Genomic DNA, 21,112 nt, shown 5'->3' on the forward strand with positions numbered 1-21,112 from the left:
GCGTCATGCTCCAATCTCCCCCCTTGAGGGGGAGATGTCGGCGCAGCCGACAGAGGGGGGTGCTTGGCACCCTCCGATGGTTGCGGCCACCCCCCTCTGGCCTGCCGGCGTTCGTCACTGCAATCGATTCACTGGATCGATTGCTTCGCTGCGCGAACCGCTGCCTACCCCCCTCAAGGGGGGAGATCGAATGCCGCATGGTCGTGTTTTCCCCCTCACCAAGTGCGCCCAGCACTCGCCTTCGGCTCGCACGGGCTTACTATCCTCTCCCACGAGGGGAGAGGATTGGAGGTCGCATGCCCGGTAAACTCTTTGGCCTCGGCCTCGGCCCCGGCGATCCGGAACTGATCACACTGAAGGCGCATCGGATCATCACATCCGCCCCCGTCATCGCCTATCCGGCCCCCGACACCGGACCGAGCTTCGCGCGGCAGATTGCCGAGCGTTACCTCAAGCCCGAACAGGTGGAAATTCCCGTCGTCATGCCGATGCGCGTCGAGCGCTATCCGGCGCAGGATGTCTATGATGCGGCTGCGAGAGATATTGCCGCGCATCTTGATGCGGGCCGCGATGTGGCAGTTCTGTGTGAAGGCGATCCGTTTTTCTTTGGCTCCTTCATGTATCTCTTCGAGCGTCTTGAAGCGGACTATGAAGTCGAGATCGTGCCGGGCGTGTCCTCGATCATGGCGGGCGCGGCGGCGTTGAGAAGACCGCTGACGGCACGTAACGATATCCTGGCCGTGATCCCCGGACCGATCGAGACTGAGGTGATGCGCGCGCGTATCGAAACCTCGGATGCAGTCGCGATCATGAAGGTTGGGCGGCATTTTGCGCGAATCCGCGACCTCATCCGCGACATGGGCCTGATCGACCGCGCCGGCTACCTGGAGCGCGTGTCGCTCGACAATGAACGGGTGTTTCCGCTTGCCGATGTGCTTGAGGATGCCGCGCCCTATTTCTCGCTGATCCTGATCTACAAGGGGCAGGAGGACTGGATTTCCCGCCTGCCCATTCTCACGAAAGACCATCCCGCATGACCAGACCTGCCGTCATCATCCTGAGCGAACAGGCCGCTGCGACTGGCCGCGCCGTCGCGGACGCCATCGGCGGCGAGCTTGTCGGTGCGCGGGCGCGTGTCACTTCGGCGGATTGGGTGTTTGATGAGGTGCGGACGGAGGTTCAGGCTCTGTTTGCGGCTGGCCGTCCGATTGTCGCGGTCATGGCGTCCGGCGCGCTGATCCGGCTGGTCGCGCCGCTTCTCGCCGACAAGATGGCGGAGCCGCCGGTGATCGCGGTCGCCGAGGATGGGTCGTCCGTCGTGCCGCTTCTGGGCGGGCATCATGGGGCGAACGATCTGGCGCGGGTGATTGCGGCGGCTTTGCAGGGGCATGCGGCGATCACGACGGCGGGGGATTTGCGGTTTGGCATTGCGCTCGATGCGCCGCCGGCGGGTTTGAAGCTGGCGAACCCGGAAGCTGCGAAGGCTGTTATGGCGGAGCTTGTGGCGGGCGCTACCGTTCTGCCAATCTCCCCCCTTGAGGGGGAGATGCCCGGCAGGGCAGAGGGGGGTATGCTCCGGACCTCTGCGGCCGCCGGCCCCCTCTCTGTCGGCTACGTCGACATCTCCCCCTCGAGGGGGGAGAGTGGCGATCGCGGGTGGCTCACCGACTCCAAACTTCCGTTCTCGGAAGACGGAGCCGTCAAACTCACCATCACCGATAAACCTCACATCGCCGGCCCGCTCGAACTCGTGTACCATCCGGCCACACTAGCGCTTGGCATGGGCTGCGAGCGTGGCTGCAACCCGGCGGAAGCAATTGCGCTGGCGGAGCGGGCGATTGCCGAGAGCGGCTACGCCCGCCAATCCATCGCGGTCGTCGTGTCGCTGGACCTGAAGGCCGACGAGTCCGCGATCCATGCGGTCGCGGCGCATCTCGGCGTGCCGGCGCGGTTCTTCGATGCGGCGACGCTGGAGCGGGAAACCCCGCGTTTGAGGAACCCGTCCGATATTGTCTTTGCCGAGGTGGGTTGCCATGGCGTGGCGGAAGGGGCGGCGCTGGCTGCCGCCGGGGCATCCGGCGAACTCGTGTTTCCCAAGATCAAGTCCAAGGGAGCTACGGCGGCGATTGCGAGGTCCGCTGACATGATCGACCCGGCTAAGTGCGGCCGGGCGCGCGGACGGCTCTTCGTCGTCGGCATCGGGCCGGGTTCGGAGGGCTGGCGCTCGCCGGAGGTGACGGAGATGGTGGCCAAGTCTAGCGATCTCGTCGGCTATTCGCTCTATCTCGATCTGCTCGGGCCGCTGGCCAAGGGCAAGGCGCGGCATGATTTCGATCTCGGCAAGGAAGAGGCCCGCGTCGTGCATGCCATGGAACTGGCAGGACAGGGCCGCGATGTCGCGCTGGTCTGCTCGGGTGACGCCGGCATCTATGCCATGGCGACGCTGGTTTTCGAGCTTTTCGACAAGGGCGGCATTTCCGATGCGGCCTCGCGGATCGAGGTGCAATGCTCGCCCGGCATCTCGGCGCTGCAGGGGGCGGCCGCCCGCATCGGCGCGCCGCTGGGGCATGATTTCTGCACCATCTCGCTCTCCGATCTGCTGACGCCCTGGGAAGACATCAAGCGGCGCGTGAAGGCGGCGGGCGAGGGTGATTTCGTCATCGCCTTCTATAATCCTGTCTCGATGAAGCGGCGGACGCAGCTCGCCTATGCGCGAGACGAACTGCTGAAATACCGCCCGGCTTCAACGCCTGTCGTGCTGGCCACCAATCTCGGTCGGCCGGGCGAGACGGTGCGCACGGTGCCGCTGGGTGAACTCAATATCGAAGAGGTTGATATGCTGACCGTGGTCGTCGTCGGTTCGTCCGAGAGCAGGACGGTGAAGACGGGCGACGGCAAGACCTGGGTTTACACGCCACGCGGCTATTCCGGAAAGACGGATAGCGGCATGAAGAAAGTGGAAGCATGACAGTCTATTTTATCGGCGCCGGTCCCGGCGCGCCCGATCTCATCACCGTGCGCGGTCTTCGCCTCATCGAAAGCTGCCCGGTCTGCCTCTATGCCGGCTCGCTGGTTCCGGAGGAGACGGTGAAATGTGCGCCGGAAGGGGCGATCGTCAAGGACACCGCGCCGATGCATCTCGACGAGATCGTCGCGGACATGAAGGCGGCGCATGAGAGGGGTCAGGATGTCGCGCGCGTCCATTCCGGCGATCCCTCGATCTATGGGGCGATTGCCGAGCAGATGCGGCGGCTGGATGCGCTCGACATTCCGTATGAGGTCGTGCCGGGCGTGCCGGCCTTTGCGGCTGCGGCGGCGAAGATGAAGGCGGAGCTGACGCTGCCTGAGATCGCCCAGACGATCATCATCACCCGCACCGGCATGAAGGCTTCCTCCATGCCGGAATTCGAGACGCTGGAGATTCTGGGCAAGTCACGCGCGACGCTTGCTATCCACCTCTCGATCCGCAATCTCACCTATGTTCACGATGCGCTCGTGCCCTATTATGGCGAAGATTGCCCGGTCATCATTGCCTATCGCGCGACATGGCCGGACGAGCAATATATCCGCACGACGCTGTCAGCCATGAAGGAAGATGTGCGCAAGGCGAAGATCACCCGCACCGCGCTGATCTTCGTCGGCAAGGTCTTCGGCGAGGTCGAGTTCCGCGACAGCGATCTCTACAATGCCTCCTTCAGCCATGTTCTGAGGAACAAGGGAAAGAAGAAGACTTCTGTAGACGCGTCATGAGGGGCTGCTAAGCTGTTCTCATCTTCAAGGGGCGGTCTGAAACCGACCGCGTGGGGCAGCGCCGATATTTCGATTATCAAAAGGTAAAAAGACTATGCATAAAGTCATTTTCGACACTGATCCCGGCGTTGACGACGCCATGGCGCTCCTCTTTCTGCATCATCACAAGGACATCGATCTGCTGGGCGTGACGACCGTGTTCGGCAATGCCCGGATCGAGGTGACGACGCGCAATGCGCTGTTTCTGAAGCGCGAATGGAAGATCGAGGCGCCGGTCGCACAAGGCGCGGGCGAGACCTTCATTCCGCATCGCGTGACGCATGAGCCGCCGGCCTGGATCCATGGCGATGACGGGCTCGGCAATATCGGCGTGCCGGAAACGGTCGATATCGCGACCGATCCGCGTCCTGCCGCGCAGTTCATCATCGACATGGTGCGCAAGTATCCGGGCGAGGTGACGCTGGTGGCGGTCGGCCGCATGACGAACCTCGCCAATGCGCTGAAGCAGGATCCGGAGATCGTTTCGCTGGTCAAGGAAGTCGTGATCATGGGCGGTGCCTTCGAGGTGCCCGGCAATGTGACGCCCGCGGCGGAGGCCAATATCCATGGCGACCCGGAAGCTGCCGATATCGTGGCGACAGCCACATGGCCGGTCGTCTGGATCGGTCTGGACGTGACCATGCAGACCGTCATGACGCGCTCTCAGCTCAAGGATATTGCGGATGCCGCCGGCCGCCGAGGCAAACTGCTCTTCGACCTGTCGCAGTTCTATATCGACTTCTACGAAGGCCTCGTGGATGACGGCATGGTCGTTCACGACAGCTGCGCCTGCGCCTATGTTGTCGCGCCCGAACTCTTCACCACCCGCTCCGGCACCGTCCGCGTCGTCTGTTGCGGGATTGCTGATGGCAAGACGATCCAGAAACCTGACGGCCGCGGCTTCGGGCCGTCCGACTGGGATAATCTGCCCAGCCAGAAGATTGCGGTCGGGATTGATGACAAGGCCGTGCTGAAGCTGATCCACGATGCGATTGTGTCGGTGAAGGAGGATTGAGGTCTTTCAGGCGTTTCCGGATTGGGAATTTCTTGTTTCCAATCCGGAAACCTGTTATAGCCCTTACCTATGAATGTGATCGCCAAGTCTGCGCTGGTCGAGTTCTGGAACCGCCAGCCGTCGGGGTTGCCGCAGAAGACGGCGCGTGCGGCGATGATGGAATGGTACACAACGGCGTCTGATGCACGGTGGGATCACTTTGACGACCTGAAGAAGACTTTCAATTCGGCGGACTATGTTGCGGATGGCAAGGTCGTCTTCGATGTCGGCGGCAACAAGTATCGGATTGTCGGGCTCGTTGCTTATCGGACGAAACGCATTTTCGTCCTGTTTGTCGGAACGCATGGCGAATACGACCGGATCGATGTCAGGGCTTTGTGAGGGCGGTGAAGATGATCAGGCTTGAAGAATTGCGCACATTGCAGACCGATGAGGAATATCGGGCAGCGCTGAAGGCCGTGCGTCCCTATTTCGAGAACGAGCCTGATGAAGGGACGCCCGCTGTCGCGCATTTCGATGCACTGGTCCTGCTGATTGAAGAATATGAGCGGCGGCACTTCGAAATTCCGCGGGCAAGTCCAGTCGATGTGATCAAGTCCGTGATGGCGGCGAACAATTACAGTCGAGCCGATCTCATTGAAGTCATCGGCTCCAAGTCCCGTGCGGCCGATCTTCTGAACGGTCGGCGGGATATCAATCTCGATCAGATCCGCAAGCTCAGCAAAGCGTGGGGCATTCCCGCCGGCGCGCTGGTGGGAGATCTGGCGGCCTAGAGCGTTTCACCGTTTCATGGAAACACTGAAACGCTCTATCTTTTTTTGTTTTTACGCAATTTCGGACGTAAAACCGGTTTCCACTTTTCCTGAAATTGCTCTAGCGCCCCACCATCACAACCGGCAATCCCATCGCCCTCGCGGCCACGATTTTGGCATAGGCCCCTTCGCCGCCCGAATTGCGGGCGACGATGTGGGTAATCGCATGTTCGCGGAACAGGGCAGCTTCCTCATCGGGGTCCGGGGATGGTTTCGCGGTGATGACGTCGTAGCTCCCGAAGGCGAGCGGGGTTTCCGGCGGGTCGATCATTCGGATGACGAAGTGGCAGCCGGTGCGGCCTGAGAAGGCGTCGAGATGTTGGCGGCCGAGCGCCAGGAGCACGCGGGCTTTCTCGGGCAGGGCGGCGGCAGCCTCTTCGAGTGTCGCGACCTCTATCCAGAGGTCGCCGGGCTGCTTTTGCCACGGTGCGCGGGTGCTGATGTCGAGCGGGACGGCCGCGAGCTCGCAGGCTTTGACGGCGTTTGCCGAAATGGTTTTTGCGAAGGGATGCGTGGCGTCGATGACGCGGGTGATGCCTTCGGCTTTGAGGTAGGCGGCGAGGCCTTCCGCGCCGCCGAAACCGCCGATGCGGAGCTTGCCTTCGACGGGTGCCGGTTCTTTCGTCCGTCCAGCAAGCGAGGTGGTGACGTCGCGGCCTTTGGACACGAGGTCTCGTGCCAGTTCGCCCGCTTCTTTCGTGCCGCCGAGGATCAGAATTTTTTCCGGCTTTTCGGGGGCTGAATCACTCGGCATGGGCGATGATGGTTCCCTGCCGGTCGGTGATCAGGATGTCGATCTTCACCGGTGCTCCCCGCAAGGTCTCCGCCGCCTTTTCGCGCGCTTGCACGGCGATAAGGCTCGCGAGGTCGATGCCGTTTTCGCGAGTCAATTCCAGAACTTCCAGCGCGGTGTTGGCAGATTGAATCCGCTTTGCAAGCTCCTCGCCGCAGGCGGGAAGCAACGAGAGGTAGAAGTCCATATCCACCTGGCTGCGGCCGGAATGGAGGTCGAGCGCGCCTTGCGCCAGCTTCGTCATCTTGGCAAAGCCGCCCGCGATGGTGAGGCGCTCGACCGGGTGGGCGCGGAGATATTTGAGCAGCGCGCCGGCGAAGTCGCCCATGTCGATCAGCGCACCGAGCGGCAAGTGATGGAAATCTTGGCCCGCTTTCTCCGACGTCGAGCCGGTGGAGCCCAGAAGATGCGTCAGCCCTTCGGCGCGGGCGACATCGATACCGCGATGGATGGAATGTATCCAGGCGGCGCAGGAGAAGGGGTGCACGATGCCGGTGGTGCCGAGGATCGAGAGGCCGCCGACAATGCCGAGGCGGGGGTTCCAGGTTTTCTCGGCCAGTGCCTGCCCACCCGGTATGGAAATGGTGATTTCCAGATCTGCGGGAAGGCCGGCCTCTTCGCAAAGCGCCAACGCTTCAGCCATCATCATGGAGCGCGGCACGGGGTTGATCGCCGGCTCACCAACCTCGACTGGCAGGCCGGGCTTGGTGACGGTGCCGACGCCTTCGCCGGCGCGGAAGCGGATGCCGCTTTCAGGCGGGAGCGGGCGAATGGCCGCGACTACAGTCGCGCCGTGGGTGACGTCGGGGTCGTCGCCGGCGTCCTTGACGATGCCGGCCATGGCATAGCCATCGCCCAGCGTCTCGAAGGCGAGCGGGAAGGCTGGCGTTTCGCCGCGCGGCAGGGTGATTTCGACGGGGTCGGGGAATTCGCCGGTGATCAGTGCCGTCAGCGCCGCCTTCGTTGCTGCCGTTGCGCAGGCGCCGGTGGTCCAGCCCGTGCGCAAGGCGGCGTCCGGCTTGTCGATGCGGGCGGTTTCTGATGCTTCTGTCATGGGTGCAAGTATAGGCGGGCGGTGGTGGGCAGGAAAGGCGTCGTTTCATTCCGCCGTTGCATTTTTTGAGCGCCGCTCATAGGACAGTAGAACATGGACATGCTTTTTTCGACATTGCCGCAGATCGAGAAAGGAAGCGTCTGGCTCGCAGGTGCGGGGCCGGGCGATCCGGGTTTGCTGACGCTGCTCGTCGCAAAGGCGCTGAGCGAGGCGGATGTCATCGTTTATGACGCGCTGGTCAATGACGAGTGCCTGAAGCTCGCGCGGCCCGATGCCCTTCTCGAATATGCCGGCAAGCGCGGAGGCAAGCCGTCCGTCAAACAACGCGATATCTCGCTGCGGCTGGTCGAACTGGCGCGCCAGGGGCATCGCGTGTTGCGGCTCAAGGGCGGCGATCCCTTCGTGTTCGGGCGCGGTGGCGAAGAGGCGCTGACGCTCGTTCAGCATGATATTCCGTTCCGTATCGTGCCGGGGATTACGGCCGGGATCGGCGGGCTAGCCTATGCCGGTATTCCGGTCACTCATCGCGAGATCAATCATGCCGTGACATTTCTCACCGGTCACGATTCGTCCGGTATCGTACCGGACCGGATCGACTGGGAGGCGCTGGGGCGCGGGTCTCCGGTTCTCGTCATGTATATGGCGATGAAGCATATCGGACAGATTTCGGCGAATCTGATTGCTGCCGGGCGCTCGCCCGAAGAGCCGGTTGCCTTTGTCTGCAATGCGGCGACCCCTGAACAGCAGGTGCTGGAGACAGTGCTCGGTCGTGCCGAGGCTGATGTCGAAGCCTCTGGCCTGCAGCCGCCGGCAATCGTCGTCATCGGCGAGGTAGTCCGTTTCCGCAAGGGCATGGACTGGCTGGGCGCTCTCTCCGGGCGGCAGCTGACGACTGAGGGCCTGATGCCCGATTATCCGAAAGCGGCAGAATGAGTGGATTGCTGATTGCTGCCCCTTCTTCCGGTTCCGGCAAGACGACCGTCACGCTCGGCCTGTTGCGCGCGCTGAAAAATGCCGGGCTCAAGATCGCGCCGGGCAAGGCAGGGCCGGATTATATCGACCCGGCCTTTCACACGGCGGCGTCGGGCGAAGTCTGCTTCAATTTTGATCCCTGGGGCATGCGGCCGGAGCTTCTGGCCGTCATGGCCGGCGGCCATGGTGGCGGGCGGCATTTTGTCGTCGAGGCCATGATGGGCCTGTTCGACGGCGCAAGCGACGGTTCGGGCTCTCCGGCGGACCTCGCGGCACAACTCGATCTCTCGATCGTGCTGGTGATCGATTGCGCCCGCATGTCGCATTCCGTGGCGGCGCTGGCATCGGGCTACCGCGATTTCCGCAAGGATGTGCGGGTTGCCGGTGTCATTCTCAACCGGGTCGGCAGCGTGCGGCATGAGGCGATGCTGCGGGTTTCGCTGGAGCGGGTGGGCTTCACGATTCTCGGTGCGCTGCCGAGTGACGAGGCGCTGAAGCTGCCGGAGCGGCATCTCGGGCTCGTGCAGGCCACCGAGCATGAGGCGCTGGAAGACTTTATCGAGCATGCGGCGGCGCGGGTCGAGAAACATTGCGATGTGCCGGCGCTGCTGAAGCTTGCGCGACGCGACGCGGCCGATGCGCTTGACGTGCCGGCGCTGTTGCCGCCGCTTGGGCAGCGCATTGCGGTGGCGCGCGACGCGGCCTTTGCCTTTTCCTATCCGCACCTCCTGCAGGGCTGGCGCGGCCAAGGGGCGGAGCTTTCCTTCTTCTCACCGCTTAACGGCGAAGCGCCGAACGGGCGGGCCGATGCGATCTATCTGCCGGGCGGTTATCCGGAGCTTCATGCGGGCCGCATTGCCGCCGCCGAGCCCTTCTTTGCCGGCATGCGGGACGCGGTGAAGCGCGGCGCGCTCGTCTATGGCGAATGCGGCGGCTATATGGTGCTCGGCGAGGCGCTGGTGGATGCGGCGGGCGTGGTGCATGCCATGCTTGGCCTTCTGCCGGTGACGACCACGTTTGCAAAGCGGCAGCGGCATCTGGGCCTGCGCGTGGCCCGGCCGGCGGACGATTCGATCTTCCAGGCCCCGATGCGGGCGCATGAGTTTCACTATTCCACCATTGCGCAGGCCGGCAAGGCCGAGCCGCTGTTCCGAGCCGAGGATGCGCTGGGCGCCGATCTCGGGCCGATGGGCATGAAGCGCGGACGCGTCGCGGGATCCTATCTGCATCTGATCGATCTCGCCCCGGATATTGACGGGGATCGTTCATGAGCGGCATCTTTCACGGTGGCGGGATTGCCGCCGCGGCGCGCGCTTATGGCGGCGCGCCCGGGATCTGGCTCGATCTTTCGACCGGCATCAATCCGGTTCCTCCAGTGCTGCCCGCGATTGAGCCCAGGCTTTTTCACAGGCTGCCGGATGCCGATCTTCTTGAAGTGCTTCGCCGCGCTGCAGCCGAGTTCTATGGCAGCGGCACGGTGCTGCCTGTCGCCGCGGCGGGTACGCAGCCGCTGATCCGTCTGCTGGCCCGGACCGGCGAAAAGGCGAGGGTGGCGATCGTCTCGCCGACCTATGGCGAATATCGCGCCGTCTTTGCTGAAGCAGGCTATGGCCTGGATGAAATCGCCGAACTGTCCGGCGTGACGCGCGCGCATCGCGTGGTCGTCGTGGTCAATCCCAACAATCCCGACGGGAGGCTCTATTCGCGCGCCGATCTTCTTGCGCTCTGCCTCGACCTCAGGCAGCAGGGCGCAACCCTGATCGTTGACGAGGCCTTCGGCGAAATGCATCCGGAGGCGAGCCTTGCGGGTGCCGTCGCGCATCAGCCGCATCTGGTGGTGCTGAAATCCTTCGGGAAGTTCTTCGGCTTTGCGGGCGTCAGGCTCTCCTTCGCCATTGCCGGCGAAGATCATGCGGCTGCGCTGGAGACAGGGCTTGGGCCATGGCCGGTGTCGGGACCAGCGATGGCGATCGCGCGGCATTGTTTCGATCTTGATCGGGATGCGATCCGCCGGGATATTGAGACGCGGGCGCTTCAACTGGAGGACATTCTGTCGGCTGCGGGCCTGCGGGTCGCCGCCAATGCCGGACTTTTCCTGCTGATCGAGGAGCAGCAAGCGGCCGCGCTGCATGCGCATCTGTGCCGCCATGCCATCCTCACGCGGATCTTTGATTATCGAAAGGACTGGATGCGCATCGGGCTGCCGGCTGATGCCGAGGGCCAGGAGCGCCTGCGGGCGGCGTTGCAGAACTGGAGCGAGCGATGATCGCGTTTCGGCTGGCGTTTCTCTTTCTGGCGCTGCTGATCGACAAGGTGGTCGGCGATCCGCCGCGGCTTTGGGCGCGTGTGCCGCATCCCGTCGTACTCTTCGGCAAGGCGGTCGGGGCGGCCGATCGGCGGCTGAACGTGGCGGGCCTTTCACCGGCGGCGGCGAAATCGCGCGGGGTCTTGGCGGCGGTAATGCTCACCCTTCTGGCGGTGGGCTGCGGCCTTCTTGCCTCGGCGCTGTTCTCGGGTCTCTGGCTGCTGGGAGCGGCGATGGAAATCGTCGTCGTCGCCATTCTGCTGGCGCAGAAGAGCCTGGCCGATCATGTCGGCGCGGTTTCCTTCGCGTTGCGGGAGGAGGGGCTGACGGGCGGGAGGCAGGCGGTGTCGATGATTGTCGGACGCGATCCGCAGACGCTGGACGGGCCTGCGGTCAGCCGCGCGGCCATCGAGAGCCTTGCGGAGAACTATTCCGATGGCGTCGTGGCTCCGGCCTTCTGGTATGTGTTCCTCGGTCTGCCGGGGATCTTTGCCTACAAGATGATCAATACGGCCGACTCGATGGTCGGCCACAAATCGGAAAAGTATCTCTATTTCGGCTGGGCTTCTGCGCGATGGGACGACCTCGTCAATCTTCTGCCGGCGCGCTTGTCCGTGCTGTTCATCGCGCTCGGCGCGTGGACGGCGGGGGGCTTCGCGGCGATGAAGCGCTCGCTGAAGATTGCGCTTGCCGATCATGGCAAACATCGCTCGCCCAATTCCGGCTGGCCCGAGGCGGCCATGGCGGGGGCCATCGATGTGCAACTGGCCGGACCGCGGGTCTATCACGGCGTCGTGGTGAACGAGGACATGCTGAATGTTGGCGGCTCCCGCAATGCCTCGCCACTGCATATCGATCGTGCCATCAAGGTCTTCGATCACGCCTGCAACTGGCTGGCTGGCGTAACGTGTGCACTCCTCGTGTTGCAACTTTCCTGATTCGATTGCGGCATTTTAACGATGTGCAATAGTTTTTTTGGCAATATCTTTTAATCCACAGGAATTCGAATATCCTCATATATCAGCGGAGTTGGGACGCTCCGGTTCAACCTGGGGATTTTTCATGAAAAGCTATATTCTTGCAGGCGCGGCTGTATTTGCCTCTTTCGCCATATCCGCGACCTCGTCGCACGCGTCAAGCCTTGTGGCGCAGGTCAATCTTTCGAAACAGACAATGACCATTACCGAGAACGGATCGGTCCGGTATCAGTGGAAGGTCTCGACGGCGCGTCGCGGCTATTCGACCCCGGTCGGCAATTATTCCGCCAAGTCGCTGGATGCCAACCACCGGTCGCGCAAATACCACAATTCGCCGATGCCCTATTCCGTCTTCTTCAAGGGAGGCTATGCGGTGCATGGGACCTATGAAGTGCGCAATCTGGGTCGTCCGGCCTCACATGGCTGTATCCGCCTGCATCCGGAAAATGCCGCGACCTTTTTCTCGCTGGTGAAGAATGCCGGCCTTTCCAACACGCGGATCGTCATTTCACAGTGATGCGGCGATAGTGTTGAGACGCCAGCGCCGTCAGTCGTTGCCGGCGGCGCGGCGAAGCCGTTCCATGTCGGGGCAGGTGACATGGCGGTTGTTTTCGATGCGGATGATGCCTTCGTGGCGAAGCTTCGTCATCTGACGGCTGACGGTTTCGATCGTCAGCCCCAGAAAATCGGCGATATCGGCGCGGGTCAACGGAAGGTCGAAGCTGCGCTTGTCGGCGTTTTCCGGATCGATATGCATGGCGATCATGTGCAGGAAGCTGGCGACCTTTTCCTGTGCGGTCTTGCGGCCAAGCGTCAGCATCCAGTCGCGCGCTTCGTCCAGTTCCTTCAGTGTCTGCTCGTGAATCTTATGCTCAAGCTCCGGCGTATCGGCAATCATGCGATCGATGATCGCCTTGGGCATGGAGCAGACTTCGATATCGACGGCGGCTTCGGCGGCGACCTGGCTTTCGCGCAGGAAGGGGCGGCCCATGAAGTCGGGGGCGAATTGCAGGCCGACGATCTGCTGACGGCCGTCAGCCATCATCTTCGAGAGTTTGACGACACCGCTCAGGATATTCGAATAGGCATTCAGCTGCTCGCCCTGGCCGATCACTTCAGAACCACCCGTCACCTTGCGGCGCTTGGTGTGGCGGCTCAGCTCCGTCAGTTGTGACGGGGAGAGGGTGCCGCAAATTCCGCCGTGCCGTGCCTCGCAGGAAATGCAGACCGCCGGTATCTCCGAGTTATGAATGTCCTTGCGTTGCGGTTCCATCGAAGCCTTGGCCTGACTGAATTGAATGACTTGCATTTCTCTCTTTACTCCCGACCTCTATCGGTGAGTCCCCCTGCCGTCTACGCAACGTTCGTCGGCCTTGCCATAGTTGGCAATCGTCAACGTTCGGAGTGTCGCAAAGATTTGACACCCTCTGTTTGATCAAGATCAAGCACAGCGCGGATTTTTGCCTTTACTCAATTCCGGCAGGAGAACCAAGATGCACACGATCCCCAGCTACAAGTCCCTGACCGGCAAATATTCCGCACCCGTGCCGCGCTATACGAGCTATCCGACAGCGCCTCACTTCGGTCCTCATATTACAAGAACGGAATACAGCCAATGGCTGCAAGCGCTCGGAGAGGGCGACAAGCTGTCGCTGTATGTCCATATTCCCTATTGCGACCGGCTCTGCTGGTTCTGCGCCTGCCATACGAAGCATACGCTGCGCTATGAGCCTGTCGCCGAATATCTGAATGCGCTGGAGCTCGAAGTCGAGGCCGTGGCGCGGCTCGTCAGCCGCAAGGCAGTAGTGACGGCGCTGCATTTCGGTGGCGGTTCGCCGACGCTGATGAAGCCGGACGATATCCGACGCATCGGCGCGCTCTTTCGCTCGGCCTTCAACTTTGCACCCGATGCCGAGATCAGCGTCGAGATGGATCCGAACGACATGGATGAGGCACGCTACGATGCGCTTGCCGACATCGGCATGACCCGGGCGAGCCTCGGTGTACAGGATTTTCAGGCTGAGGTTCAGAAGGCGATCAACCGCATCCAGACTTTCGAGCAGACCAGGTCCGTCGTCGATGCGGTCAGGGCGCGGGGCGTACATTCGGTCAATTGCGACCTTCTTTATGGTCTGCCGCACCAGACGCTGGAAACGCTGTCGGAGACCGTCAAGCAGATCCTGACGCTTGATCCTGACCGCATTGCGCTTTTCGGCTATGCGCATGTGCCGTGGATGAAGAAGCATCAGACGATGATCAAGGAAGAGGTGTTACCGGATGTCGATCAGCGCTTTGAGCAGTCACGCATGGCGGCCTCCATGCTGATTGCCGCCGGATACCAGCAGATCGGCATCGACCATTTCGCCAAGCCCGGCGATTCGATGGCGATTGCGGAGCGGGAAGGCCGGCTTCGGCGCAATTTCCAGGGCTATACCGATGACAGTGCCGAGACGCTGATCGGTTTCGGCGCATCCTCCATCGGGCAATTTCGTCAGGGTTTCGTGCAAAACATGGTAGCGACCGGCGAATTTCAGCGCATGGCGGAGGCCGGGGGGCTCGCCGTCGTGCGCGGTCTTGTCTTCAGCGAGGAAGATAAGCTGCGCGGCTATGCCATCGAGAAGATCATGTGCGACTTTGCCTTCTCTTTTGCCGATCTTAAGAGCCGCTTTGGCGCGGCGGCCGACGAGGTCATTGCCGAGGCCAAGCTGTTTGTCTGGCAGAATACGGATGGGCTCGCGGAGATTGCCGATGGTCGATTTCTGTTGACGGAAACAGGCCGGCTTTTCGCCCGCACGGTTGCCTCGCAGTTCGATGCCTATCTCGGAAACGGCAAGGGGCGGCATTCGATTGCAGTGTAAACGCGCAACATATGCCCCCCATTTATGTCATTTGACTGTTGCAAGCCATTGGCTTTTGAAATCGATTTGCCTATAGCATCGCGCAACAGCTTTGACATTGAGAGGTATCGGCGTGACGACGACGTTTGATAAGGTAGCCGACATTATTTCCGAAACCAGCGAAATCGACCGCGAGAAGATTACGCCCGAGAGCCACACGATCGACGATCTGGGCATCGACAGCCTGGACTTCCTCGACATCGTTTTTGCGATCGACAAGGAATTCGGCATCAAGATTCCGCTGGAAAAGTGGACCCAGGAAGTCAATGACGGCAAGGTCGCGACGGACGAGTATTTCGTTCTGAAGAACCTCTGTGCCAAGATCGACGAACTGCGCGCCGCCAAGGGCTGAGGCCTGACGGCTTTCTCCGGGGCCGTATCCTGCGGCCCCGCGCGACAGGTGCGATCCCATGCTTCTTGAATATTTCCAGATGATCGACCGCGTGACGGACCTCGACCTCAAGTCGGGGCATCTCGTCGCGCGTTCCGTCGTTCCCGAAAAGAGCCCGGTCTTCGAGGGGCATTTTCCCGGCATGCCGCTGGTGCCCGGCGTTCTCCTCATCGAGACGATGGCGCAGGCTTCCGGTCTGATGCTGCTGGCGGTCAACGAGTTTTCCTCCATGCCGCTGCTGATGGCGGTGGACGAGGCGAAGCTTCGCACTTTTGTGGAACCCCTTGCGGAACTCGATGTCGAGGCCGATCTTGTACATCTCGGTTCCGGTTATGCGGTGACGAAGGCGAAGATCACTTCCGGCGGCAAGAAGGTCTGTGATGCGCAATTGAAGCTGCGCACCATTCCCTTCGACCAGGTTCCCATCGGCGATATCGTGAAGAACCGCGCCCGCGAAATCGGGCTTTACGATGCCATCGCGGCCAACGTGTCATAAGGACTGAAATCATGGCCAAGTCTGATCAGGATGTGGTGATTACCGGCATCGGTCTCGTGTCGTCGCTGGGCGTCGGACGCGAGGCGCACGAGGCGCTGATCCTCGGCGACAGCACGCCTTCTCCGATTGTCGAGACCGAGCGTTTCGCGCCCTATCCGGTCCATCCGCTGCCGGCCATCGACTGGTCGCAGCAGATCCCGAAGCGCGGCGACCAGCGCCAGATGGAAAACTGGCAGCGGCTCGGCGTCTTCGCCGCCGGCCTTGCGCTGGACGATGCCGGCTTCAAGGACGACGCGGAGGCCTGCGCCTCGATGGACATGATCGTGGCGGCCGGTGGCGGCGAGCGCGATATCAATGTTGATTCGATGATCGTGGACGAAGCGCTGAAGCGCAACGACCGTGAGGTGCTGCTGAACCAGAAGCTGACGACGGAACTGCGGCCGACGCTATTCCTGGCGCAGCTTTCCAATCTTCTTGCCGGCAATATCTCCATCGTTCACAAGGTCACCGGCTCCTCGCGCACCTTCATGGGCGAAGAGGGGGCTGGCGTTTCGGCCGTGGAAACGGCAGCGGCGCGCATTCGCGCCGGCCAGTCCACCCACGCGCTCGTCGGCGGCGCCTTCATTGCGGAGCGTCTCGACATCATTCTGATGGTCGAAGGGATCAAGGGGCATCAGACCGGCGACTGGTCGCCAATCTGGGCGCGCGACAAGGATCATGGCGGCGGCATGATTATGGGTTCGGTCGGGGCGTTCCTCGTGCTCGAATCGCGCGGTCATGCAGAAGCGCGCGGCGCTCGCATCTATGCGACCATAGAGATGGTTGAGGGCGACCGCGGCAATCGCGCCGAGGGTCGGCTTGAGAAGCGGCTGGAGCGGATGGTCGAAGGTGCGAAGCCCGAGCTTGTCCTATCCGGCACGACGGGCTTCCACGACTTGGCTGCCCGCGAAAAGGCGTTCTTTGAAAAGGTATTCCCGGCGGCAGCGATCCGCGGCTTCGGCGGGCTGATCGGCCATTCGGTCGAGGCGCAGTTCACCGCAGGTATCGGACTTGCCGCGATGGCGCTCGGGGCTGGAAAGCCGGTCGCGCCCTTCGACAAGGATCATGAAAAGGCGATGACGGAGCCGGCAAAGACCGCGCTCGTCACCACGATTGGCCATCAGCGCGGCGAGGGGGTTGCCCTTCTTGCCGCCAATGCGTGAGGCAAAAGGTCATGAGCAATCAGTTTCGCGATCATCTCGGCCGTCCCATTGTTGCCGTCACCGGCATGGGCGTCATCACTTCGCTCGGTCAGGGGCTTGAGGACAACTGGGCGGCGCTGACGGGCGGCCGTTCTGGCATTCACGACATCACCCGCTTCCCGGTCAACGAGCTGTCGACGCGCATCGCCGGCACTGTGGATTTCATCGATCTGCCGGTGGCGAATGCCGTCGAGCGCTCCTATGCCATGGCGCGCGAAACGACGGTTGAAGCGCTGGCGCAGGCCGGGCTTTCGGGCGATTTCAACGGGCCGCTGTTTCTGGCCGCACCGCCGGTCGAACCGGAATGGTCTGCCCGTTTCGAACTCGCCGACCGTGCGGGTCCTGCGGAAGAGCCGGGCGATGCCTATGACCGTTTCCTCGCCGCCATGCGCGAGCGTCCCGATCCGGCCTTCCATGAGGCGGTGCTCTTCGGCTCGATCTCGGAGCGTCTGGCCGACAAATTTGGGACGCGCGGGCTTCCCGTGACTCTGTCCACGGCTTGTGCGTCTGGTGCCACCGCAATTCAGCTCGGCGTAGAGGCGATCCGTCAGGGCCGCACGGAGCGCGCGCTGACGGTGGCAACCGATGGTTCGGTTTCGGCCGAAGCGCTCATTCGCTTTTCGCTGCTTTCGGCACTCTCCACGCAGAACGATCCGCCGGAAAAGGCCTCCAAGCCCTTTACCAAGGACCGCGACGGATTCGTGATTGCGGAAGGGGCTGCGACGCTCGTTCTCGAATCGCTGGAATCGGCGATTGCCCGCGGCGCGAGGGTGTATGGCATCGTGAAGGGCTGCGGCGAAAAGGCGGATAGTTTCCACCGTACGCGCTCCTCGCCGGATGGCGGACCGGTGATTGCGACGATCCGCGCAGCACTCGAAGATGCGGGCGTCGGCGAAGAGGCGATCGGCTATATCAACGCGCATGGCACCTCGACGCCGGAAAACGACAAGATGGAATATGGCGCGATGCTCTCCGTCTTCGGCGAGCGGCTGAAGTCCATCCCGGTTTCGTCCAACAAGTCGATGATCGGCCATACGCTGACGGCGGCTGGCGCGGTCGAGGCGGTGTTCTCGCTGCAGACGATCCTCACCGGCACATTGCCGCCGACGATCAACTACCAGAACCCCGACCCGAGTATCGAACTCGATGTCGTGCCGAACGTGAAGCGGGCACAGCAGGTTTCGGCCGTGCTCTCCAACTCCTTCGGGTTTGGTGGTCAGAATGCCAGCCTTGTGCTGGCGGCGGAACCCCGGTAAACCGCACACAACAAGAACACGTATTTGACCCGCGAAAGCGGAAGGTATGATCATGCGCGCATTGCAACTCATCGAAGATCGCAGACTTGAAGCCGTCGAGCTTCCCGAACCGGAGGCTCCGGCTCCGGGCGAGGTGACGCTGCGCGTCAAGGCGGTTGCGCTGAACCATATCGACGTCTGGGGCTGGCGCGGCATGGCGTTTGCCAAGCGCAAGATGCCGCTGACCATCGGCGCGGAAGCTTCCGGCGTGGTCGAGGCCATCGGGCCGGGCGTCTCGAATGTCCTGCCAGGCCAGCTCGTGTCGGTCTATGGCGCGCGGGTCTGCGGTTACTGCAAGGCCTGTCGCGAAGGTCGCGACAATCTCTGCGAACATGTCGGCGGTGTGCATGGCTTCCACCTTGATGGCTTCGCGCAGGAGAAGATCAACATTCCGGCCCGCCAGCTCGTCGTCGCGCCTCCCGGCATCGATGCGGTGGCAGCAGCGCTGGCACCCGTGACCTTCGGTACGGTCGAGCACATGCTGTTCGACAATGCGAAGCTTCAGCCGGGCGAAACGATCCTCGTTCATGCCGGCGGCTCGGGCATCGGCTCGGCGGCGATCCAGCTCGCCAAGCGCATGGGCTGCACGGTGATCACGACGGTCGGTTCGGACGACAAGATCGAGAAGGCGAAGGCGCTCGGCGCCGATCACGTCATCAACTATCGCGTCGATCGTTTCGAGGGTGTGGTGCGCAAGCTGACCAAGAAGAAGGGCGTCGATGTCGTCTTCGAACATGTCGGCAAGGACACCTGGGCCGGTTCTATTCTCTCCATGAAGCGCGGCGGACGGCTCGTCACCTGCGGTTCGACCTCGGGTGTTTCGACCGAGATGAACCTGATGATGCTGTTCCAGCAGCAGCTCAAGCTGCTCGGCTCTTTCGGCTGCCGGATGGAGAATATGGCCAATGCCATGCAGAAGATGGCGCAGGGCATCGTGCATCCGGTCATCGACACCGAAGTGGGCTTCGGCGAGATCGACGTGGCGCTGAAGCGGATGGAAGAGCGCTCCATCTTCGGCAAGATCATCCTGCGGATGGATTGAGGCCATGAAGGGCCTTCTTAGGCGCATCGGTGCGAACCTGCGCAAGGCCTGGCCTTGGCTGCTCGCCAGGCTGGTGCTGGCCGCCCTCATGTTGCTCAAGCTGTTGCCCGCTGATTTCGCGCTCAATCTCATCGATCGCGTCGCGCGCTGGCTGGGGCCGAAGCAGAAGCGGCATCGGCTGATGCTTTACAATCTGAAGCGCGCGTTTCCTGAGAAAACGGATGAGGAACGCCTGAAGATCGCCATGGATTCATGGGGCTCCATGGGGCGCATGGCGGCCGAATATGTCTATCTCGACAAGCTCTTCGACTTCGATCCCGAACGGCCGGGCCGGGGCAGGGTGGAGGTGTCCGGCATCCCGCTTTTTCTTGAGATCCGCGATCTGAAGGGACCGTTCATCGTTTTTACCGCCCATACGGCGAATTTCGAGATGCTGCCGGTCGCCGGAAACGCCTTTGGTCTCGATGTCACCGTGCTTTTTCGCCCGCCGAACAATCCTTACATGGCCGACATGGTCCATGGCTTCCGGGCGGACCGCATGGGCGCGCTCGTGCCCTCGCATGCCGGGTCGTCCTTTGCACTGGCACGCCAGCTCGAAAGCGGCGGCGGCGTCGGTGTGCTGGTGGATCAGAAGTTCTCCAAGGGCGCCGATACGACACTTTTCGGCGTACCTGTGAAAACCAATCCCTTGCTGGCGAAACTGGTGCGGCAGTTCAACTGCCCGGTCTATCCTGCGCGCTGCATCCGGCTGCCCGGCAATCGCTACCGGCTGGAGCTTGAGCCGGCGCTGACGATCCCCCGCAAGGAGAATGGCGATGTGGACGTGAATGCCACCGCCCAGCTGCTCAACGATACGGTGGAGCGCTGGGTCCGAGAATATCCCGGCCAGTGGCTCTGGTACCACGACCGCTGGGACATCAAGTTTTCGGAAGACTTCAAGAATTTCACCGTCTGACATGCAATGCCGCCTATGCAAGGCGGCAATTCCGATTTCGCCCTTCAAAAATTGTCTATCTCCGCATAGGAAATCCTGAAGGTACGGTTGCGGTATTTTCGAGCGGCCCGCGCGACGCGACAGACAGGAGCCCTTCATGCCACTTCAGGATATTCTGCACGAGGTCTATCACGAGATGCAGCCGCATATCGGCGATGGCAAGGTGGCGGATTACATTCCCGCACTGGCGCGCGTCGACCCCAAAAAGTTCGGCATGGCCGTTGTGACGACCGAGGGCGAGGTTCTGACCGTCGGCGATGCGGCCGAACCGTTCTCCATCCAGAGCGTGTCCAAGGTCTTCACGCTGACGCTGGCTCTGGGGCGAATCGGAGCTGGGCTGTGGTCGCGGGTCGGGCGCGAGCCTTCGGGCACCGCGTTCAATTCAATCGTTCAGCTCGAGCATGAGCACGGAATCCCGCGCAATCCTTTCATCAACGCCGGTGCCATCGTGGTGGCCGACGTGCTGCTGGCCGGTCATGAGCCACGCGAGACGCTGGGCGAAATCCTGCAATTCTTCCGCTACCTCTCCGGCGACGACACGGTCTATATCGATGAGGATGTGGCGCGCTCCGAGCAGGCGACGGGTTTCCGCAATGCCGCACTTGGCAATTACATGCGCGCCTTCGGCAATATTCACAATCCCGTCGAAAAGACGCTCGGCGTCTATTATCACCAGTGCTCGGTGGCGATGAGTTGCCAGCAGCTTGCCAGGGCGGGACTGTTTCTGGCCAATGGCGGGCGCAATCCGGTGTCGGGGCAGACGGTCGTCACGCGCGAGCGGGCGCGGCGCATCAATGCGCTGATGCTGACCTGCGGCCATTACGATGCGTCCGGCGATTTCGCCTTCCGTGTCGGTCTGCCCGGCAAGAGCGGGGTCGGTGGCGGCATTCTGGCGATCGCGCCCGGCAATGCCTCGATCGCCGTCTGGTCGCCGGGGCTGAACGCCAACGGCAATTCGGCTGCCGGCACGCGGGCGCTTGAACTGTTCGCGAAAAAGACCGGGTGGTCGGTCTTCGGGTAATTTCAAACTTGCCATAAG

General features: G+C 62.2%; 22 protein-coding genes. 19 read left to right on the forward strand and 3 right to left on the reverse strand.

Features of this window, described 5'->3' with window-relative positions:
* Positions 1–296 precede the first annotated feature (296 nt).
* From cobI to LQK83_RS02695, 6 genes are all read left to right on the forward strand, one after another.
* Complete coding sequence (cobI, locus tag LQK83_RS02670; protein WP_230835734.1) at positions 297–1,037, forward strand: precorrin-2 C(20)-methyltransferase; 741 nt, start codon at positions 297–299, stop codon at positions 1,035–1,037.
* Positions 1,034–2,968: a precorrin-3B C(17)-methyltransferase gene (cobJ, locus tag LQK83_RS02675; protein WP_230835735.1), complete on the forward strand. Its 1,935-nt coding sequence runs from the start codon at positions 1,034–1,036 to the stop codon at positions 2,966–2,968. The genes cobI and cobJ overlap by 4 nt, the downstream gene beginning before the upstream one ends.
* A complete protein-coding gene (gene cobM, locus LQK83_RS02680) occupies positions 2,965–3,750 on the forward strand; it encodes a precorrin-4 C(11)-methyltransferase (RefSeq protein ID WP_230835736.1) in 786 nt (261 codons plus the stop codon). The genes cobJ and cobM overlap by 4 nt, the downstream gene beginning before the upstream one ends.
* A 94-nt stretch (positions 3,751–3,844) precedes the next feature.
* Positions 3,845–4,804 (forward strand): nucleoside hydrolase, encoded by a 960-nt coding sequence (locus tag LQK83_RS02685; RefSeq protein WP_230835737.1) that lies wholly within the window; start codon positions 3,845–3,847, stop codon positions 4,802–4,804.
* A 69-nt stretch (positions 4,805–4,873) separates the two neighbouring features.
* The gene (locus LQK83_RS02690; RefSeq protein WP_230835738.1) at positions 4,874–5,185 is read left to right on the forward strand and encodes a type II toxin-antitoxin system HigB family toxin; all 312 of its coding nucleotides are present in this window, start codon (positions 4,874–4,876) and stop codon (positions 5,183–5,185) included.
* An 11-nt stretch (positions 5,186–5,196) separates the two neighbouring features.
* Entirely contained in the window at positions 5,197–5,577 is a 381-nt protein-coding gene (locus tag LQK83_RS02695) for a helix-turn-helix domain-containing protein (RefSeq protein ID WP_230835739.1), read from the forward strand.
* Positions 5,578–5,677: 100 nt separating this feature from the next.
* Here the strand turns inward: LQK83_RS02695 and LQK83_RS02700 are convergent, their stop codons facing one another.
* Both LQK83_RS02700 and LQK83_RS02705 read right to left on the reverse strand, forming a co-directional pair.
* Positions 5,678–6,370 carry a cobalt-precorrin-6A reductase gene (locus LQK83_RS02700; protein WP_230835740.1) on the reverse strand — a complete coding sequence of 231 codons (693 nt, stop codon included), beginning with the start codon at positions 6,368–6,370 and terminating at the stop codon, positions 5,678–5,680.
* Positions 6,360–7,463, reverse strand: a complete 1,104-nt coding sequence (locus LQK83_RS02705; protein WP_230835741.1) for a cobalt-precorrin-5B (C(1))-methyltransferase — start codon at positions 7,461–7,463, stop codon at positions 6,360–6,362. The genes LQK83_RS02700 and LQK83_RS02705 overlap by 11 nt, the downstream gene beginning before the upstream one ends.
* A gap of 93 nt (positions 7,464–7,556) precedes the next feature.
* Here LQK83_RS02705 and cobA point away from each other — a divergent pair, with 93 nt between their 5' ends.
* The 5 genes from cobA to LQK83_RS02730 all read left to right on the forward strand — a co-directional run bounded on the left by cobA (position 7,557) and on the right by LQK83_RS02730 (position 12,234).
* Positions 7,557–8,396, forward strand: a complete 840-nt coding sequence (gene cobA / locus LQK83_RS02710) for a uroporphyrinogen-III C-methyltransferase (RefSeq protein ID WP_230835742.1) — start codon at positions 7,557–7,559, stop codon at positions 8,394–8,396.
* Positions 8,393–9,706 (forward strand): cobyrinate a,c-diamide synthase, encoded by a 1,314-nt coding sequence (locus tag LQK83_RS02715; protein ID WP_230835743.1) that lies wholly within the window; start codon positions 8,393–8,395, stop codon positions 9,704–9,706. Before cobA ends, LQK83_RS02715 begins: the two co-directional genes overlap by 4 nt.
* On the forward strand, positions 9,703–10,701 hold the full coding sequence (cobD, locus tag LQK83_RS02720; RefSeq protein ID WP_230835744.1) for a threonine-phosphate decarboxylase CobD: 999 nt from the start codon (positions 9,703–9,705) through the stop codon (positions 10,699–10,701). Before LQK83_RS02715 ends, cobD begins: the two co-directional genes overlap by 4 nt.
* Positions 10,698–11,678, forward strand: a complete 981-nt coding sequence (gene cbiB, locus LQK83_RS02725; protein ID WP_230835745.1) for an adenosylcobinamide-phosphate synthase CbiB — start codon at positions 10,698–10,700, stop codon at positions 11,676–11,678. Before cobD ends, cbiB begins: the two co-directional genes overlap by 4 nt.
* Positions 11,679–11,802: 124 nt before the next feature.
* On the forward strand, positions 11,803–12,234 hold the full coding sequence (locus tag LQK83_RS02730; RefSeq protein WP_230835746.1) for a L,D-transpeptidase: 432 nt from the start codon (positions 11,803–11,805) through the stop codon (positions 12,232–12,234).
* Positions 12,235–12,264: 30 nt separating this feature from the next.
* Here LQK83_RS02730 and LQK83_RS02735 read toward each other — a convergent pair whose 3' ends face one another.
* Positions 12,265–12,990: a Crp/Fnr family transcriptional regulator gene (locus LQK83_RS02735; RefSeq protein ID WP_230836268.1), complete on the reverse strand. Its 726-nt coding sequence runs from the start codon at positions 12,988–12,990 to the stop codon at positions 12,265–12,267.
* Positions 12,991–13,210: 220 nt separating this feature from the next.
* On the opposite strand from LQK83_RS02735, the gene hemN reads away from it, so the two are divergent.
* The 8 genes from hemN (at position 13,211) to LQK83_RS02775 (ending at position 21,094) form a co-directional block, all read left to right on the forward strand.
* On the forward strand, positions 13,211–14,575 hold the full coding sequence (hemN, locus tag LQK83_RS02740; RefSeq protein ID WP_230835747.1) for an oxygen-independent coproporphyrinogen III oxidase: 1,365 nt from the start codon (positions 13,211–13,213) through the stop codon (positions 14,573–14,575).
* Between the two features lie 106 nt (positions 14,576–14,681).
* Positions 14,682–14,966, forward strand: a complete 285-nt coding sequence (locus LQK83_RS02745) for an acyl carrier protein (protein WP_181366801.1) — start codon at positions 14,682–14,684, stop codon at positions 14,964–14,966.
* Positions 14,967–15,024: 58 nt separating this feature from the next.
* Positions 15,025–15,501, forward strand: a complete 477-nt coding sequence (locus tag LQK83_RS02750) for a 3-hydroxyacyl-ACP dehydratase FabZ family protein (protein WP_230835748.1) — start codon at positions 15,025–15,027, stop codon at positions 15,499–15,501.
* Positions 15,502–15,512: 11 nt separating this feature from the next.
* Positions 15,513–16,703, forward strand: coding sequence for a beta-ketoacyl-ACP synthase (locus tag LQK83_RS02755; protein ID WP_230835749.1), 1,191 nt, complete (start codon positions 15,513–15,515; stop codon positions 16,701–16,703).
* 11 nt (positions 16,704–16,714) lie between these two features.
* Positions 16,715–17,998: a beta-ketoacyl-ACP synthase gene (locus LQK83_RS02760; RefSeq protein WP_230835750.1), complete on the forward strand. Its 1,284-nt coding sequence runs from the start codon at positions 16,715–16,717 to the stop codon at positions 17,996–17,998.
* 52 nt (positions 17,999–18,050) lie between these two features.
* Positions 18,051–19,079 carry a zinc-binding dehydrogenase gene (locus LQK83_RS02765; protein ID WP_230835751.1) on the forward strand — a complete coding sequence of 343 codons (1,029 nt, stop codon included), beginning with the start codon at positions 18,051–18,053 and terminating at the stop codon, positions 19,077–19,079.
* Between the two features lie 4 nt (positions 19,080–19,083).
* Positions 19,084–20,034: a lipid A biosynthesis lauroyl acyltransferase gene (locus tag LQK83_RS02770; protein ID WP_230835752.1), complete on the forward strand. Its 951-nt coding sequence runs from the start codon at positions 19,084–19,086 to the stop codon at positions 20,032–20,034.
* A 136-nt stretch (positions 20,035–20,170) separates the two neighbouring features.
* Positions 20,171–21,094: a glutaminase gene (locus tag LQK83_RS02775; protein ID WP_230835753.1), complete on the forward strand. Its 924-nt coding sequence runs from the start codon at positions 20,171–20,173 to the stop codon at positions 21,092–21,094.
* Positions 21,095–21,112: the final 18 nt, after the last annotated feature.

This window comes from Rhizobium sp. C1, assembly GCF_021026335.1.
GTDB lineage: Bacteria > Pseudomonadota > Alphaproteobacteria > Rhizobiales > Rhizobiaceae > Ensifer_A.

Bases quoted from the DNA above. Each gene is read 5' to 3' on its own strand.
- cobI (WP_230835734.1), top strand. From the start codon at position 297: ATGCCCGGTAAACTCTTTGGCCTCGGCCTCGGCCCCGGCGATCCGGAA.
- cobJ (WP_230835735.1), top strand. From the start codon at position 1,034: ATGACCAGACCTGCCGTCATCATCCTGAGCGAACAGGCCGCTGCGACT.
- cobM (WP_230835736.1), top strand. From the start codon at position 2,965: ATGACAGTCTATTTTATCGGCGCCGGTCCCGGCGCGCCCGATCTCATC.
- LQK83_RS02685 (WP_230835737.1), top strand. From the start codon at position 3,845: ATGCATAAAGTCATTTTCGACACTGATCCCGGCGTTGACGACGCCATG.
- LQK83_RS02690 (WP_230835738.1), top strand. From the start codon at position 4,874: ATGAATGTGATCGCCAAGTCTGCGCTGGTCGAGTTCTGGAACCGCCAG.
- LQK83_RS02695 (WP_230835739.1), top strand. From the start codon at position 5,197: ATGATCAGGCTTGAAGAATTGCGCACATTGCAGACCGATGAGGAATAT.
- LQK83_RS02700 (WP_230835740.1), bottom strand. From the start codon at position 6,370: ATGCCGAGTGATTCAGCCCCCGAAAAGCCGGAAAAAATTCTGATCCTC.
- LQK83_RS02705 (WP_230835741.1), bottom strand. From the start codon at position 7,463: ATGACAGAAGCATCAGAAACCGCCCGCATCGACAAGCCGGACGCCGCC.
- cobA (WP_230835742.1), top strand. From the start codon at position 7,557: ATGGACATGCTTTTTTCGACATTGCCGCAGATCGAGAAAGGAAGCGTC.
- LQK83_RS02715 (WP_230835743.1), top strand. From the start codon at position 8,393: ATGAGTGGATTGCTGATTGCTGCCCCTTCTTCCGGTTCCGGCAAGACG.
- cobD (WP_230835744.1), top strand. From the start codon at position 9,703: ATGAGCGGCATCTTTCACGGTGGCGGGATTGCCGCCGCGGCGCGCGCT.
- cbiB (WP_230835745.1), top strand. From the start codon at position 10,698: ATGATCGCGTTTCGGCTGGCGTTTCTCTTTCTGGCGCTGCTGATCGAC.
- LQK83_RS02730 (WP_230835746.1), top strand. From the start codon at position 11,803: ATGAAAAGCTATATTCTTGCAGGCGCGGCTGTATTTGCCTCTTTCGCC.
- LQK83_RS02735 (WP_230836268.1), bottom strand. From the start codon at position 12,990: ATGGAACCGCAACGCAAGGACATTCATAACTCGGAGATACCGGCGGTC.
- hemN (WP_230835747.1), top strand. From the start codon at position 13,211: ATGCACACGATCCCCAGCTACAAGTCCCTGACCGGCAAATATTCCGCA.
- LQK83_RS02750 (WP_230835748.1), top strand. From the start codon at position 15,025: ATGCTTCTTGAATATTTCCAGATGATCGACCGCGTGACGGACCTCGAC.
- LQK83_RS02755 (WP_230835749.1), top strand. From the start codon at position 15,513: ATGGCCAAGTCTGATCAGGATGTGGTGATTACCGGCATCGGTCTCGTG.
- LQK83_RS02760 (WP_230835750.1), top strand. From the start codon at position 16,715: ATGAGCAATCAGTTTCGCGATCATCTCGGCCGTCCCATTGTTGCCGTC.
- LQK83_RS02765 (WP_230835751.1), top strand. From the start codon at position 18,051: ATGCGCGCATTGCAACTCATCGAAGATCGCAGACTTGAAGCCGTCGAG.
- LQK83_RS02770 (WP_230835752.1), top strand. From the start codon at position 19,084: ATGAAGGGCCTTCTTAGGCGCATCGGTGCGAACCTGCGCAAGGCCTGG.
- LQK83_RS02775 (WP_230835753.1), top strand. From the start codon at position 20,171: ATGCCACTTCAGGATATTCTGCACGAGGTCTATCACGAGATGCAGCCG.